The 14,707-nt window shown below is 70.1% G+C and carries 18 protein-coding genes; 7 read left to right on the top strand and 11 right to left on the bottom strand.

The window, feature by feature from the left end; translation table 11 throughout:
- Positions 1-132: 132 nt before the first annotated feature.
- On the top strand, positions 133-942 hold the full coding sequence (locus ACSQ1L_RS05470) for a hypothetical protein (protein WP_435992743.1): 810 nt from the start codon (positions 133-135) through the stop codon (positions 940-942).
- On the opposite strand, the gene ACSQ1L_RS05465 is transcribed toward ACSQ1L_RS05470, so the two are convergent.
- The 4 genes from ACSQ1L_RS05465 to ACSQ1L_RS05450 form a co-directional block, all read right to left on the bottom strand.
- Positions 939-1,367 (bottom strand): YkgJ family cysteine cluster protein, encoded by a 429-nt coding sequence (locus ACSQ1L_RS05465; protein WP_435992741.1) that lies wholly within the window; start codon positions 1,365-1,367, stop codon positions 939-941. The two genes, ACSQ1L_RS05470 and ACSQ1L_RS05465, sit on opposite strands and share 4 nt — an antisense overlap.
- Positions 1,352-1,690, bottom strand: coding sequence for a VOC family protein (locus ACSQ1L_RS05460; protein WP_435992739.1), 339 nt, complete (start codon positions 1,688-1,690; stop codon positions 1,352-1,354). Before ACSQ1L_RS05460 ends, ACSQ1L_RS05465 begins: the two co-directional genes overlap by 16 nt.
- 160 nt (positions 1,691-1,850) lie before the next feature.
- Complete coding sequence (locus tag ACSQ1L_RS05455) at positions 1,851-2,576, bottom strand: ABC transporter permease (protein ID WP_435993653.1); 726 nt, start codon at positions 2,574-2,576, stop codon at positions 1,851-1,853.
- A 26-nt stretch (positions 2,577-2,602) separates the two neighbouring features.
- Positions 2,603-3,547, bottom strand: coding sequence for an ABC transporter ATP-binding protein (locus ACSQ1L_RS05450; protein ID WP_435992737.1), 945 nt, complete (start codon positions 3,545-3,547; stop codon positions 2,603-2,605).
- A 102-nt stretch (positions 3,548-3,649) separates the two neighbouring features.
- On the opposite strand from ACSQ1L_RS05450, the gene ACSQ1L_RS05445 reads away from it, so the two are divergent.
- Both ACSQ1L_RS05445 and ACSQ1L_RS05440 read left to right on the top strand, forming a co-directional pair.
- Entirely contained in the window at positions 3,650-4,144 is a 495-nt protein-coding gene (locus tag ACSQ1L_RS05445) for a DUF2975 domain-containing protein (protein ID WP_435992735.1), read from the top strand.
- The gene (locus ACSQ1L_RS05440) at positions 4,144-4,380 is read left to right on the top strand and encodes a helix-turn-helix domain-containing protein (protein ID WP_435992733.1); all 237 of its coding nucleotides are present in this window, start codon (positions 4,144-4,146) and stop codon (positions 4,378-4,380) included. Before ACSQ1L_RS05445 ends, ACSQ1L_RS05440 begins: the two co-directional genes overlap by 1 nt.
- On the opposite strand, the gene ACSQ1L_RS05435 is transcribed toward ACSQ1L_RS05440, so the two are convergent.
- Together ACSQ1L_RS05435 and ACSQ1L_RS05430 are read right to left on the bottom strand one after the other, a co-directional pair.
- Positions 4,377-4,871 (bottom strand): DUF6702 family protein, encoded by a 495-nt coding sequence (locus tag ACSQ1L_RS05435; RefSeq protein ID WP_435992731.1) that lies wholly within the window; start codon positions 4,869-4,871, stop codon positions 4,377-4,379. The genes ACSQ1L_RS05440 and ACSQ1L_RS05435 overlap by 4 nt on opposite strands.
- A 1-nt stretch (position 4,872) precedes the next feature.
- Entirely contained in the window at positions 4,873-7,266 is a 2,394-nt protein-coding gene (locus ACSQ1L_RS05430; RefSeq protein WP_435992729.1) for a M1 family metallopeptidase, read from the bottom strand.
- 231 nt (positions 7,267-7,497) lie between these two features.
- On the opposite strand from ACSQ1L_RS05430, the gene ACSQ1L_RS05425 reads away from it, so the two are divergent.
- Positions 7,498-7,842, top strand: coding sequence for a glycine zipper 2TM domain-containing protein (locus ACSQ1L_RS05425; protein WP_435992727.1), 345 nt, complete (start codon positions 7,498-7,500; stop codon positions 7,840-7,842).
- A gap of 49 nt (positions 7,843-7,891) precedes the next feature.
- Positions 7,892-8,140: a hypothetical protein gene (locus ACSQ1L_RS05420; protein ID WP_435992725.1), complete on the top strand. Its 249-nt coding sequence runs from the start codon at positions 7,892-7,894 to the stop codon at positions 8,138-8,140.
- A gap of 288 nt (positions 8,141-8,428) precedes the next feature.
- On the opposite strand, the gene tipF is transcribed toward ACSQ1L_RS05420, so the two are convergent.
- Positions 8,429-9,697 carry a flagella assembly cyclic-di-GMP phosphodiesterase TipF gene (gene tipF / locus ACSQ1L_RS05415; RefSeq protein ID WP_435992723.1) on the bottom strand — a complete coding sequence of 423 codons (1,269 nt, stop codon included), beginning with the start codon at positions 9,695-9,697 and terminating at the stop codon, positions 8,429-8,431.
- Between the two features lie 108 nt (positions 9,698-9,805).
- Between tipF and ACSQ1L_RS05410 the strand changes: the two genes are divergently transcribed.
- Positions 9,806-10,576 (top strand): SDR family NAD(P)-dependent oxidoreductase, encoded by a 771-nt coding sequence (locus tag ACSQ1L_RS05410; RefSeq protein WP_435992721.1) that lies wholly within the window; start codon positions 9,806-9,808, stop codon positions 10,574-10,576.
- Between the two features lie 79 nt (positions 10,577-10,655).
- Positions 10,656-11,498 (top strand): lysophospholipid acyltransferase family protein, encoded by an 843-nt coding sequence (locus tag ACSQ1L_RS05405; RefSeq protein ID WP_435993651.1) that lies wholly within the window; start codon positions 10,656-10,658, stop codon positions 11,496-11,498.
- On the opposite strand, the gene ACSQ1L_RS05400 is transcribed toward ACSQ1L_RS05405, so the two are convergent.
- The 4 genes from ACSQ1L_RS05400 to xseA all read right to left on the bottom strand — a co-directional run bounded on the left by ACSQ1L_RS05400 (position 11,495) and on the right by xseA (position 14,685).
- Positions 11,495-12,022, bottom strand: a complete 528-nt coding sequence (locus ACSQ1L_RS05400; protein ID WP_435992719.1) for a response regulator — start codon at positions 12,020-12,022, stop codon at positions 11,495-11,497. The genes ACSQ1L_RS05405 and ACSQ1L_RS05400 overlap by 4 nt on opposite strands.
- 114 nt (positions 12,023-12,136) lie before the next feature.
- Positions 12,137-12,964 carry a M23 family metallopeptidase gene (locus ACSQ1L_RS05395; RefSeq protein ID WP_435992717.1) on the bottom strand — a complete coding sequence of 276 codons (828 nt, stop codon included), beginning with the start codon at positions 12,962-12,964 and terminating at the stop codon, positions 12,137-12,139.
- Positions 12,961-13,161, bottom strand: coding sequence for a DUF2093 domain-containing protein (locus tag ACSQ1L_RS05390; protein ID WP_435992715.1), 201 nt, complete (start codon positions 13,159-13,161; stop codon positions 12,961-12,963). Before ACSQ1L_RS05390 ends, ACSQ1L_RS05395 begins: the two co-directional genes overlap by 4 nt.
- Positions 13,162-13,209: 48 nt before the next feature.
- Positions 13,210-14,685 (bottom strand): exodeoxyribonuclease VII large subunit, encoded by a 1,476-nt coding sequence (xseA, locus tag ACSQ1L_RS05385; protein WP_435992713.1) that lies wholly within the window; start codon positions 14,683-14,685, stop codon positions 13,210-13,212.
- Between the last annotated feature and the right edge of the window lie 22 nt (positions 14,686-14,707).

Below are 14,707 nucleotides of genomic sequence, written 5' to 3'. Positions count from 1 at the left end.
GGCGGCCGGGCCGCTGTGGAAGCGACTGGCCTGGTTCGCGGGCCTCGCCGTCGCCGCCTCCGCAGCCACCGCCGTCGTGGCCTATGTGCTCAGGGCCTTGCCGTTCGCGGGTTGAAGGGAGAAGGTCAGGGCATGAAGAGAACCGTCCTGACAGCCGCCGCCCTCCTGCTCGCCGTCGTCCCCGGTGTATCCCATGCCCAGACTACGCCCCAGGACCCGCCTGCTTCCGGGGCCTCGGCCAGCGACCTTACGCGCGACCTCAACAGCGGTCCGCCGACCATCGAGGAGTATCTGGCGCGCCCGGTGACGCCGGCGCCGTCCGCGCCCGCGCCGGCGCCCCGGGCCGCGGCGCCGGCTCCCGCCGCCGCGCCGTCCGCCACGACACCGGAATCACGGCCGTCCCGCGTGGTTGAGCCGGCCCCGAGGCCGCGCACGGCCCCGATAACGCCGCCCGAAAGCGCCGCGGGACCCACCGCGACGCCCCGCCCGACCGCGCCTGTCCGCACGGAGCCGTCGCCGACCTCCGCGCCCGTCGCGCCGGCCGAGGCCCCGCCGCCGCCGCCGTCCGTCGCCGCCGTGGCCGTGCTGGACTCCGCCGCCCGCGCCGCCCTGCCGTTCACCGTCGACCTGCCGTCCGGGTTTGAGATCGTCACCGGCCGGCCGGGTCCGGACTTCCGGATCTATACGATCCGGCGCGGCGGCCAGTCGTTCGCCATGATCTACGCCGGCCCGGCGTCCCAGTTTCCGATCTACAGCGGCCAGATGATCGAGGCGGGCGGTCGTGCTTCCGTGGTGTCGACCGAGAGCGGCGTGCGCCATGCCCGCGAACATCTGTTCCAGCGCCCTGACGCCCCTCGAGAAGTCCACGTCTGGACCATGAGCCTCGAGGGCGCCGACCGCGCCCTGGCCGAACGCATCGCCCAGTCGGTCGACGTGCGCTAGACCCGGCGAACCGGCGTGTCGGCCTGTCCCAGCCGCACGCCCCGCTGACCGGCGAAGACGAGCACCTCCTGGCCGGCCGTCGCCGCCCAGCGCCGCAGCGTCGACTGATAGGGCTCGCGTCGCCAGTCGTGCGGCCGGGCCGGATCGGATTCGACGATCAGGCGCGCGCCGCCCTGTTCGCTGTGCAGGACGAAGCCTGCTGTCGTGGGCTTCCACGTCTCGTCCAGCGCGTCGGTCAGCAGCCACAGGCAGTTGAACACCCGGCAATCGCCGGGCCGGTCGACATAGACCGCGCAGCCGCCCGCTTTCGAGAAGTGACGGCACCATTTGCCCGCGGGCTTTTCGAGCGCCGTCACCCCCATCAGCTTGCAGCACAGGCCGCAGTCGCCACAGCTCTTGCCGGGCGGGGTCAGGTCTCCGACCACACCGCCAGCTCGTTGCCCGCCGGGTCGCGGAAGTGGAACCGGCGCCCGCCGGGGAAGGCGAAGATCGGCTTGACGATCGTCCCGCCCGCCGCCTCGACCCTGGCCAGCATGGCCGGCAGATCGTGGGCGAACAGCACCGGTAGGGGCGTGCGCGTCGCCTCCGCCTGAGCGTCGAAGCCGCCGTCCAGCCCCTCGTCGAAAGCCGCGTATTCCGGCCCGTAGTCGAGGAATTTCCAGCCGAAGGCCGCGCCATAGAAGGTCTTGCTCGCGGGCAGGTCGCCACCGGGCAGTTCGAGATAGTCCAGCTTGCCGTCCTCACGCATGGGTGATGCTCCCGTCAGTCGCCACCGACGCTTCGGGCTTGCCACGCCCGCCACTCCCGCGCAATCTGCGAACGGTTCGCAATGAACGGAGTCGGCGATGATCGTCCTGATGGCCGGAGGCGCAGCGCTCGCCGTGCTGATGCGCGAGGACCGGGTCGGTTCAGAGCACCTCGCGCCGGCTCAGGTGTGCGAGGGCGCCGATCAGCACGACCGCGCCCAGTCCGAGCCCCAGTCCCAGGGCCGTCTCCATTCGCCAGGCCTCGGTGGCCAGCATGTTCACCGGCATCTGCCACGGGAAGAAGACGCCCTGTTTCGCTGACGTCGCCACGACCGAAAAGAAGGTCCCGCCGATCCCGACCGCAAGCGCCGGCACGAAGCTGGCGAAACGCAGCGCGACCCACAGCTGGATCGCGATCATCAGCAGGGCGGCGAGATACATCTTTCCCATCAGCGAGGCGTAGCGCGCCAGCTCGAAGGCCCCGGTCGGCTCAAGCTGGGGTTTGACCGCGGCCGCCAACGTCACCGCGCCCCAGGTCATCGCCAGCACGGCCGCGCTCATCAGCGCCACGACTCCCAGCACGCAGGCCGCCTTGGCGGCGTACAGCCGCCAGCGGGGCAGGGGCAGGGCGCGCAGGTGATCCCACGACCTCGGCCCGTGCTCCATGTGGGCCACCAGCGCCGTCAGGGCGGTCACGCTCATCGGCAGCATGAAAATGGCCCAGATCGCCGCGGCGTTGATCATCCACATGTCCCACGGCGCCGGCGCCTTGCCGCGCAGCATGTTGAAGAAGACGAAGATGGCGATCAGAGACGGCGCGGCCACGGCCAGCACGGCGGCCAGCGAGCGGTTCAGCTTGCGCGCCTCGACGAACAGCGGCGCGAACAGGGGCGTGTTGGGAGGGAGGGCGGACATCAGGCGAACTCCGGCTCGGCGTTGACGACAGGGACGGGCGGCGACACCTCGCGGTAGATGCCTTCCAGCGAGCGCGACCGCGCGCCGATGGCGAAGACGGCGATGTCCGCTTCATTGAGGGCCCGGTTCAGCGCCGCCGAGGCGGTGCGGGCGTCCTCGCCCGGCCTCAGCCGCGCGACCAGCCCGTCGTCGGTCGCGAGCACGTCAAAGCCTCGCCCCCGGGCCAGGGCGGTCGCCCGCACGACGTCATCGGTCTGCAGGGCGATCTCCGGGGCGAGATCGGCCTTCAGCCGCCCCAGCTCGCCCTCCAGCACCAGCTCGCCGTGGCTGAGGATGCCGACATGGGTCGCTGTTTGCTCGATCTCGCCCAGCAAATGGCTGGACAGCAGCACCGTCGCCCCGGTCCGCTCGGGCAGGGCGCGCAGGAACCGCCTCATGTCGGCGATGCCGTCCGGATCCAGCCCGTTGGTCGGCTCGTCCAGCACCAGCACCGGCGGGGCGCCCAGCATGGCCCGCGCCAGCCCGAGCCGCTGCCGCATGCCCAGCGAATAGTCCGAGACCCGGCGTCGCGCATGCTCACGCATCTCGACCACCTCCAGCACCCGGTCGATCTCGCTCTTCGGGAGGCCCAGCAGGCTGCGGGTCAGGTCCAGGTTCTCGCGCCCTGCCAGGTTGCCGTAGAAGCCGTGCGCCTCCAGCAGGGCCCCGACCTTTCGCGCCGCCCCGATCCGGTCGCGGGCGACGTCGACGCCGCCCACCAGCGCCGCCCCGCCACTCGGCCGGATCAGCCCCAGCAGCATCTTCAGCGTCGTGGTCTTGCCCGCGCCGTTGCGCCCGAGGAAGCCGTAGACCGCCTTGTCCGGCACCGTCATCGACACGGAGTCGACCGCCAGATGGCGTTTGAAGCGGCGGGTCAGGTCGCGGGTTTCGATGGCGGCGATCATCGGCGGCGCTCTTGTTTGGTTTAAGTCTGACATAAAGTTGCAAACGCCGCGTCTTTAAGTCAAGATTAAAGATCAGACAGCTTTCGATCCGGAGATTTCCCCGTGAGCCAGACGGACCTCGCCCGCTTCCGCCGCCGCTGCGCCCAGTTCCGCTGGCTGGCGGTGTTCATGGTGATCAGCGTCGGGGCCCTGTTGGCCCTGATCCATGTGATAGCGCCGGCGGTGCTGACCCTGCGGGGCGAGGACGTCGCCGGCCGTTGGCTGACCCAGGCGGTTTGGGCCCTGCCGACCGTCTTCTACCTGTTCGCCGTCTGGGCGACCGGTTCGGCGATGGGCCAGCTGTCGAAAGGTCGATTGATCCAGCCGACCCTCGCCTCCGCCCTGCGGCGCGTCGGCCTTGCGCTCGGTTTCGGCGGTCTCCTCAGCGTCTTCGGCGTCACCAATGTCTCCCGTCTGATCGAAGATGGGCAGGGCGGCTGGGCGTATTTCGACGTCGCCGGCATGACGCTCGGCATGATCGGCGGAGCCCTGTTCCTGCTCGGCGGGGTCATGGAGCAGGCCGGCAAGGTCCAGGCCGAGCTGGACGAGATGATCTGATGCCGATCCGCGTCACCCTCGACCAACTGATTGTAAAAAAGGGCCTCAAGGCCCGGGACCTGGCCGCCGAGGTCGGGCTGAGCGAGACCCAGCTGTCACTGTTCCGCTCGGGCAAGGTGAAGGGCATCCGTTTCCGGACCTTGGCCAGGCTGTGCGCCGCCCTGGACTGCAAGCCGAAGGACTTGCTCGACTACGACTTCGATCCCGCCGACCTGATGGCGGCGGAAGAGGACTAGAACGTCACCGTCTGCGCTTCGGAGCCGGGGCGGAACACCACCGTGCGGGTGACGCCGTCGACCCGGACATTGACCTGCTGCTCCTGGTCGTCATGCACGCCGGGGAAGAAGTCGAGGTCGACCGTCACCGCCAGGATGTCCCGGTCGGCGGTCTCGCCCGCGAAGTCCACGCGGATGTTGTCCGCGGCGAGGTCGGTGCCGGCGTGGGTGACGGGGACGTCCGTCCCGTCGATCGAGAGCCGGAAGCGCGCCCTCAGATGCGCCTCGAGGTCGGCCACGGCCCGCGGATCGTCCAGGCTGGGCTGGGCCTCCGGGGCGATGCTCGGCAGGGCCGGCTCGACGTCGTGGGCCGCGAACCGGTGCGTCACGCTGACGGCGCCGGAGATCGGGTCGATCTCGATCACCGTCAGTCCGGCATGGCCGCGATGGGCCATCGCCGGCGTGGCCAGTGCGGCGATCAGGGCGGCGGTCAGGAGGGCGCGCCTGAACATCCTATTGCCGCCGCACGCGGGTCGCGGTGGAGTCGGGGCTGACCTCGACGTCGGAGTCGCGCATCCGGTTCTCGCCGGGCGGCGGCGCCGGCGACAGACGCAGCGAACGCTCGTCGATACGGCGCGGATAGTAGTTGTTGCTCCGGTCGGCGTCGGCGGTCTCCCACAGCGGGTCGATCTCGGCCCCGGTCAGCGTCTTCGACGACACGTGCTGCCAGACCACCTCGTGGCTGTCGCGGCGCCAGACCTCGGCCGGGATGCGGATCGTCTCGTTCGAGCCGTCGCTGTAGGTCAGCTTGAGGATCACCGGCATGACCAGCCCACCGACGTTGCGGAAGGTGAAGCGGTAGATGTTGTCGTCGAAGCCCTGGGCCGCGCGGCGCTCTTCGTCGGCCTTGCGGGCGGCGGCCTCGGCGTCGCGACGCTCCCGGGCCGTGACGGTGAACCGGTCGGTCTCGTTGTAGAAGTCCCGCGTCGCCGGATCGCGCTCGATCACCGTCTCGATGCCGGCGTTGTTGGTGATGGTGGTCGGGACCGGCTCTTCGGCGAAGCGCTCGCGGGCGGCGCGGGCGCGGACCTCCGGGTCGGCCGACTCCAGGGCCGCGGCGGTGACGCCCTCCAGCGCAATGTCGACGTGGTCGGTCGAATAGAACCAGCCGCGCCAGAACCAGTCGAGATCGACGCCCGAACTCTCCTCCATGGTGCGGAAGAAGTCGTACGGCGTCGGTCGCTTGAAGGCCCAGCGCTGCGAATATTCGCGGAAGGCGCGGTCGAACAGCTCGCGGCCCAGCACCGTCTCGCGCAGGATGACCAGCGCCGTGGCAGGCTTGGCGTAGGCGTTGTTGCCGAACTGCAGCAGGCTGTCCGAGTGGGTCATCACCGGCACCTGGTCCTCGCTGACCATGTATTCGACGATGTCGCGGGGCTCGCCGCGCGAGGGGAAGGCGGGGTCCCACAGCTTCTGGGCCTGGTACTGCAGGAAGCTGTTCAGCCCCTCGTCCATCCACGTCCACTGGCGTTCGTCCGAGTTGACGATCATCGGGAAATAGGTGTGGCCGACCTCGTGGATGACCACGCCGATCAGGCCGTTCTTGGCCCGTTCGGTATACGTCAGGGTCCCGTCGTCCGCCCGCACGGGCCGGGGCCCATTGAAGGTGATCATCGGATATTCCATGCCGCCGACCGGCCCGTTGACCGACTGGGCCGTGGGGTAGGGATAGGTGAAGGCGAACTGGTTGTAGACATCGAGCGTATGGGCGATCGACTTCGTCGAATAGGCGTCCCACAGCGGCCGGGCCTCCTTCGGATAGAAGGACATGGCCATGACCACCGGATGCTCTGCGCTCTGCTGGTCGACGCCCATGGCGTCCCAGATGAATTTGCGGCTCGAGGCCCAACCGAAGTCGCGCACGTTGTCGGCGCTGAAGTTCCATGTCCGCGTGCCCGACCGGGCGGGGCGGGCCTCCGCCGCAGCGGCTTCCTGCGGGGTGACGATATAGACCGGCTCGTCGGCGGTGCGGGAGCGGTCGAGGCGCGCGCGCTGCTCGACGCTGAGGATGTCCGGGTTGGTCAGCACTCCCGTCGCCGCCACCACGTGGTCGGTCGGGGCGGTGATCGAGACGTCGTAGTCGCCGAACTCGAGGGTGAATTCGCCCGAGCCGAAGAACTGGGCGTTATGCCAGCCCTCGTAGTCCGAATAGACCGCCAGCCGCGGGAACCACTGCGCCGCCAGGAACAGGCAGTTGCCGTCCTCGTGGGCCTTTGTGAAGCACTCGTAGCCGCTGCGGCCGCCGACCACGTTGGTTTCCGGCAGGGGCAGGGTGAAGTCGATGGTGAAGGCGAAGCTCTGACCGGTGGCCAGCGGTCTGGGCAGCTCGATCCGCATCATCGAGTCGACGATGGTGAAGGGCACGGCCTGGCCGTCGGGGCCGGTCACGCGCAGGTCGTTGAAGCCGCCCTCCCAGTCCTGGAAGCGACGGATGCGCTGGATCTCGTTGACGCTGACGGTCTCGGAATTGCGGTAGGTGCGGCTGCGTTCGGCCAGGGAGTCGCGGCGGTAGTTCTGCTGGTCCAGCAGCAGCCACAGGTAGCCGAGGGCGTCGGGCGAATTGTTGGTGTAGGTCACCGCCTCGCGGCCCGTCAGGGTCCGCCGCGCCTCGTCCAGCGAGACGTCGATGTCGTAGTCGACCTGCTGCTGCCAGTAGCGGTGGCCGGGCGCGCCCGAGGCGTTGCGGTAGTCGGTCGGGGTCGGCCAGTCCTCGCCCTCGAACTGGCGGAACTTGTCCTCGAACGAGCCCTTCGACTGGTCGATCGGGCCGACGCTCTGTTGGGCCGCCGTGGCCTGGGCCATGAGAGAGAGGCCGGCGACCGAGGCCAGCAACAGTCCGATACGCATGGAAATTCCGCCCCGATGCCACAAAACGCCGCCGGACCTTAGCGGGCGAGGGCGGGGGTGCAAGGCTGGGAAGGTTACGACTGTGTAATCCGGCACGGCGTCGACCGTCGGCGGCCGCGCCTCGCTGCGCCCGGCCACCTTCTCCCCGCAAGAAGGACGCGGGTGGTCCGGCCGGAACGCTCCTGCGGTCGCCGGTGTTCATCAGGGCGCGGGGCTTGAGGGAGAAGCGGTATGCGGTACCTGTTGAGCATGACGGCGGTGGCGGCCTGCGGCCTGACGCTGTCGAGTTGCGCGTCGACGGACGACTACGCCTCGGCGTGCGAACGCGACTACGCGCGGAACCGGGAGCGGGCCACGGCGGCCGGCGCGCTGCTGGGGGGCGCCATCGGCGCGGCGGTGGCGGGAAGTGAGGACCGGGAGCGCGGCGCGGCCATCGGTGCGGCGGCCGGAGCGCTGCTGGGACACACCCTGTCCGAGGAAGACGATCCGTGCGGCTATGGCTTCGGCGGCTACAACACGGACTATCGCTACGGCCGCGAGCGGATTTACTGGCGCGACCGCTATCAGGGCTGGTGAGGGAACGAGCCCGGGCGGCGGCGGTTGTCGGGTCTGACCGGAGACACCGATGACTCAGCTCAAGACCGTGTTCACGACCGCCGCCCTGGCCGCCGGCCTCTCGACCGGACTGGGGGCCTGCAACAATCCACAGTCCGCGCCGGAGCCCGAGAACGAGGCCGTGGCGGAGATGATGCCGGATACACCCGATGCGGCCGCGTCGCGCGCCGCGGCTGCGGAGGGCGCGACCGGACTGACGCCGCCGGCCGAGGACGTTCCGCCGCAACCGCAGGCACCGGCCCCCGCGCCGGCCGGCTGAACCCGTCACGGTCGCCCCCGGGCGCTCGCCTTCACGCGACGGCCGTTCCGCCGGGCCAGACCTGTGGGGGATTCACATCCGCGGCTTGGTATGTCTCCGGACATCGGCTAGGGGCCGGTGACCGATGTTCGGGAGATCTACAAGTTGCGTTGGTTTCGGAAGCTCGTCAGGCGGCTGGGTTGCAAGCGGCACCGCTGGCGCACGGACCGTCGGCGCGAGGGTTGGGAGTTCTGCGATCTGTGCCGAGCGCACCGGCGGGCGCCGCCGGCGAAGTGACGTCAGGGCCGTTCAGGCGAACCGCCGCCGCTGATCGGCGCTGCGCAGGGTCGAACGGATGAAGTCGGCCGGTGGGTCGGTCTCGGCCAGCACCGCCTCCTTGATGGCCCGCGGCTCGCCGAACAGGTGGCCCTGGCCGACCGAGATGTCGAGCTCGAGGATGTCGACGATCTGGCGCTCGGTCTCGCACTTCTCGGCGATCAGTTCGATGCCGTAGCGACGGGTCAGGCCGGCGAAGTCGGCGGCGGAGATGTCCCGCAGGGTCGGCAGGGCCGAGGCGGCGTCGGTTTCGAGCAGGGTCTCGATCAGCAGGTCGGCCGACACCTTCATGAACTTGACGTCGGACCTCTGCAGGTCGGCGAAGTCGAGATCCAGAGTCTGGACCTTGTCGATCGAGAAGCGGAAACCGAGGTCGGCCAGCTTGGCCATGTTGCGGGCCTCGATGGCGCCGCGGGCGTCGAAATTGGCTTGGCCCAGCTCGAAGATCAGCGCCTGGTTGAGGTCGCGGTTCTCGCTGAGGAAGTCGAGGAACTGCGGGAAGAAGGTTTCGTCGCCGAGCGAGGACAGGGCGACGTTGCAGAACACGCCGACCTTGCGGTCCTGACGGGCCAGGCGGCGGACGATCTGGGCGCAGCGGAACAGCAGCAGGTTGTCGATGGCCGGGACCAGGCCCTCGCCCTCGGCGACCGACAGGTATTCGGCCGGCATCATCACCCGGTCGTCGGCGGCGCGCAGGCGGGTGAAGCTCTCGTAGAAGATGGTGCGGCGCTGGGGCAGGGAGACGACCGGCTGCAGGTAGAGGTCGACGCGATTCTCGGCCAGGGCCTCGTGGATGGTCTGGAGCAGGACGTTGGACTGCTCGCGGTGGCGGGCCTCGAAGGTGTTGGCGGGGGTCGGCTGGGCGATGCGCTGGTCGATCGATTCGCTCATCTGCTGGATCAGCGATTCCAGCATGCGGACCTCGCCGGACAGTTGTTCGGTCGAGCTGAGGGCGCCGGATTCGATGGCCTGGGCCAGATCGGTCAGGGCCCCCTGTGTGGACTCCATGGCGTCGGCGAGCAGGCGGTGGGCCTCGCGGACCTGGTCGATCTCCTTCTTGAGCGAGGCGCGCTCGGCCTTGCCGGAAACCCAGGTGTGAAGGGTCGCGAGCAGGCCAAGGCCGGCGATGCCGGCGGCCGCGCCCGCGCCGGCGCCGAGGCCCGCGCGCCACACGAAGACGCCGACCGTCATGGCCAGGAACATGTAGCCGAAGAGCAGGAGGCCTTGAGTCAGGACGCGCATGGAAACGGTAGTTCCGCCTTCCCCCGATGGAATCGCCCGAGTATCGGGTTATCACGACAGATCGCCTAGGCTTGGTGCACGGATTCTCCCCAGACTTCGAGGTTAACGATGCAATTGTTCGATCTGAGCGGCCAGGTGGCGGTGATCACGGGCTCGTCCCGCGGCATCGGCAAGGCCATCGCCGAGCGGCTGGCGGAGCACGGCGCGCGCGTGGTGATCTCGTCGCGCAAGCCGGGGCCGTGCGACGAGGTCGCCCAGGCCATCAACGCGAAGCACGGCGAGGGGCGGGCCATCGCGGTCCCGGCCAACATCGCCTCGAAAGAGGACCTGCAGCGGCTGGTCGACGAGACCAACGCCGCCTTCGGCCGGATCGATATCCTGGTCTGCAACGCCGCCAGCAATCCCTATGCGGGACCGATGGCGGGGATCAACGACGAGCAGTTCGGGAAAATCCTGCAGAACAACGTGGTCTCCAACCACTGGCTGATCCAGATGGTCGCGCCGCAGATGCTGGAGCGGAAGGCGGGGTCGGTGATCATCGTCTCGTCGATCGGCGGGCTGCGCGGCAACGCCCTGATCGGCGCCTACAACATCTCCAAGGCGGCCGACATGCAGCTGGCGCGCAACCTTGCGGTGGAGTGGGGACCGTCGAACGTGCGGGTCAACTGCATCGCACCGGGCCTGGTGCAGACGGATTTCGCCAAATACCTGTGGGACAACCCCGCACTGCTGAAGCAGGTCACCGATCCGGCGCCGCTGAAGCGCATCGGCCAGCCGGACGAGATCGCCGGGGCGGCGGTCTATCTGGCCTCGCCGGCGTCGAGCTACATGACCGGCCAGACGCTGGTGGTGGACGGCGGGATCACCATTGCCTGGTGACGAACCGACGCGCGTCAGCCTCCGCCAGGACCTGATCTGGCGGCTGGAGGGCGTCGGGTTCGCGGGCTTCGTCGGCTTCATGCGGCTGCTGGGCGTCGAGCGGGCCTCGGGGCTGGGCGGCTGGCTGCTGCGCACGCTGGGGCCGAGGACGGGGACGCAGAAGACGGTGATGCGGAACCTGCGCATCGCCTTTCCTGACATGGATCCGGCGGAGCGCGAGCGGCTGGCGCTGGACCAGTGGGAGCAGACCGGGCGGGCGTTCGCCGAGACGGCGGTGATGGACCGGCTGGTGGCCGAGGACCGTATCGAGGTGGTCGGACTGGAGCGGCTGGAGGCCATTCGCGACAGCGGCGAGCCGGTGGTCTTCGTCGGCGGCCACTTCGCCAATATCGAGACGCTGGCGGCCACCATCGTCGGCGCGGGCGTGCCGTGCCAGATCACCTATCGCGCCGCCAACAATCCCTACGTCGACGCCCAGATCATCGCGGCGCGGGCGCGTTACGGGGTCAAACTGTTCGCGCCCAAGGGCGGGGACGGGGCGAGGGAGCTGCTGGCCGGCATGGCGCGAGGCGAGTCGGTGGCGCTGATGAACGACCAGAAATTCTCGGAAGGGCCGGAGGCGATCTTCTTCGGCCAGCCAGTCAATGCGGCGCCGGGGCCGAGCCGGCTGGCGCTGAGGTTCGGCACGGTGCTGCAGCCGATGTCGACGGCGCGGCTGCCGGGCGTGCGCTTCCGGGTGACGGTCTATGAGCCGATCCGTCTCGAGCCGACCGGCGACCGGCCGGCCGACATCGCCGGGGGGGTGCAGGCGATCACGCGCTTCATCGAGGATCGGGTGCGCGAGAACCCGGTCGACTGGTTCTGGGTGCACAAGCGCTGGCCCGACCGGGTCTATGCGGCGCTGAAGGCGGAAGAGGCCTAGAGGCTGGCGGCGTCGGCGGGCTCGGCCGGCTCGCGCGCGGCGTCGGTGGCGCGGCGGAAGGGGCCGCGGTAGCCGGGCGGGGACACCCGGCGTCGGTCCGGCCCGAAATAGCCCTCGGTCTTCACGAACGGCCGCGGCTTCCAGATCACCGAGTGGATACGGTCGAGGACGGCCTTGGCGGTGATCGGCTTGGCGAGAAATTCGGTGACGCCGGCGTCGCGCGCCGCATAGACACGCTCCTTGCCCGAATGGCCGGTCATCATGATGATCGGCAGATACGGGTTGACGCTGTCGGGGCTGTTGCGGACCAGACGGGTGAACTCGACGCCGTCCAGCGGGAACATCTTGTAGTCGACGAGGGCCAGGTCGACCGCGTTGTGGCGCAGCATCTCCAGCGCCGCGCCGCCGTCGGCCGCCTCGATCACCTTGCGGATGCCGGCGGACTTGAGCACCGCTGAGGCGATGGCCCGCATGTGGGGATTGTCGTCGACGAGAAGGACCTGGATGGCGGCGAGGGATGGCATTGAGGGTGGCCGGAAAAGCGCCTTCTGGCGCGCGGAAGCAGGATGCTAGGGACCGATAGCTTACCGGTCCATGACTGACCATTGATCAGGAAACACGTAACCGATTACTCGCGCTCAGGTTCGGACCAGAAGCGATGGGTCCATGTTGCGGTTGCGCCATTTCAGGCGCCAGCACAGGTGCGGACCGGTGGCGCGGCCGCTCATGCCGACCCGTCCGAGCGAATCGCCGGGGCGCACGTCCTGACCGGCGCGGACGTCGATACGGGACTGGTGCAGATAGGCGGTGATCAGGCCCTGGCCGTGGTCGATGAGGACGAGGCCGCCCTCGAAATGCAGGTCCGGCTGGGCCAGGACGACGCGGCCGGCGGCGGGCGCGCGGATGACGGTTCCCTGCGGCGCGGCGAGGTCGACGCCGTAGTGCGGCCGGGCCGGCGTGCCGTTGAGAGCCCGCTGGGCGCCCCAGCGGCTGCTGACCCGGAACGCCTCGAGGGGCCAGACGAAGCCGTCGCGGAAATGGTCGGCGTCGAGGCGGCTGGCGAAAGCTTCGGTCTTGAGCTCCACCTCGCGGGCGATGCGCCGCAGAAGGGCCGGGTCGGACGGAGTCACCGTCGCCGGCGGAAGGCCATCGACGCGGGTGATGTCGAAGTCGCCGGGCGCGATCGTCAGCGTGCGGCGGGCGGAGCGGCCGTCGGCGCGGACCTCGATCTCGATGCTGGCCGGGGCGTCGCGGTCGAAACCGACGACGAAGGCGCCGTCGGCCGAGGCGGCGGTCAGGGCCTCTCCATCGACGAACACCAGGGCCCGGGGCCAGGTGCGGCCCAGGGCGTGGCCGCCTTGGACAAAACGGCCAGTCAGGGCGAGGTCGTTCGCTTGCGATCGGCCGGGACCGGCGGCCGCCAGCGCCGCGGCTCCGGCGAGGAGGGCGCGGCGGTCGGGGGTCATCGCGACGGGGCCAGTCGCTGCAGGGCCTGTCCGGCCCCGGCGTAGGGTTCCTGCAGCGCTACCGACCAGTAGCGCAGCACCTCGAGCGCGATGGGACGCTCGCTGACGGCGCAGACGACAAACCGTCCCGGCTTGAGCACGACGAATTCACCATCGCCGTAGTGGAGGGTCGCGGGGGCGGAGTCGGTGTCGGCCATGATCGGAGGCTAGCCCGGCGGCGGAGGCGGCGCCAAGGCTTTCGCCCGTCAGAACAGGTCGCCCTGTCCGGGTGGAGGAGCCTTGGGCCGGACGGGGGGCGCCGGTTTGCCGCGGGGCGTTGGTGGAGCCTCGCCGTCGCCGTCGATACGGGCTCCGCGCGCGCCGTCGGCGAAGACGAGGCGGACGGCCTGACCGGGCTGAAGCGCGGCGGCGAGAGCGATCATGGCGCCATCCTCGGCCTCGACGCGGGCGAAGCCGGGCTTGGGCCGTTTCGGGTCGAGGCTGGCGAGGGCGCGGGCGAGGGCGGCGAGGCGGGCGCGGTCGTGGTCGAGCCGGCGGGGCAGGATGGGCGAAAACCGCGCGGCGGCGGCGCCGAGGCGGTCGCGGCGGCGTTCCAGGGCGCGGTCGAGCACGCCGCGGGACAGGCGGCCGGCGATGGTGATCAGCTGGCGCTCATGCACCGCGACATTGCGGTGCAGGGCCGAGCCGAGGCGGCTGCCGGCGTGGTCGAGCCGCTGGCGGGGCAGGGCCAGCAGATCCTCGGGACGGACGGGCAGGCCGCGCTCGACCGCCCGCAGCCGGGTGCGGCGCTCCTCGATCAGCCGCCCGCCGGCGCGGACCAGCCGCCGGTCGAGGTCGAGCACGGCGGCGCGCAGGTCGACCAGCACCGGGGTGGCGATCTCGGCCGCTCCGGTCGGGGTGGGGGCGCGGCGGTCGGAGACGAAATCGATCAGGGTGGTGTCGGTCTCGTGCCCGACGGCCGAGATGATCGGAATGGCCGCCGCCGCGACGGTGCGCGCCAGCCCCTCGTCGTTGAAGCACCACAGATCCTCGACCGAGCCCCCGCCGCGGGCGACGATCAGCAGGTCGGGGCGGGGGATGGGGCCGTCGGGCGTCAGGGCGTCGAAGCCGCGGATGGCGTTGGAGACCTGGCCGCAGGCGGCGTCGCCCTGGACCACCACCGGCCAGACGATGACGCGGCAGGGCCAGCGCTCGGCGATGCGGTGCAGGATGTCCCGGATCACGGCGCCGGTCGGGCTGGTGATGACGCCGATCACGGCGGGGAAGGTCGGGATCGGCTTCTTGCGGGCGGGGTCGAACAGGCCCTCGCCCTGCAGCTTGACCTTGAGCCGCTCCAACTGGGCCAGAAGGGCCCCGGCCCCGGCGGCCTCCATGGTCTCGATGACGATCTGATAGGAGGAGCGGGCCGGATAGGAGGTGATCTTGCCGGTGACGATGACCTCCAGCCCGGACTCCGGACGGACGCCGAGGCCGCGCACCGAGCCCTTCCAGATGACGCCGTCGATGGCCGCCTTGTCGTCCTTGAGGGTCAGATAGACGTGGCCGGAGGCGTGGTGATTGACCTTGGAGATCTCGCCCCGCAGCCGGACATGGCCGAACCGGTCCTCGAGCGTGCGCTTGAGGGCGAACGACAGTTCCGAGACCGTCTGCGGCGGATTGTTGTCGCGGGGCGCCGCCGGTTCGTCGGCCGGGCCCTCGAAGACGTAGGAGTCGTCGCTCATCGGGAGAGACTAGCGGGGGGAG

Source organism: Brevundimonas sp. LjRoot202 (genome assembly GCF_964253355.1).
GTDB lineage: Bacteria > Pseudomonadota > Alphaproteobacteria > Caulobacterales > Caulobacteraceae > Brevundimonas.
This window is presented reverse-complemented; position numbering and strand designations above follow the sequence as displayed.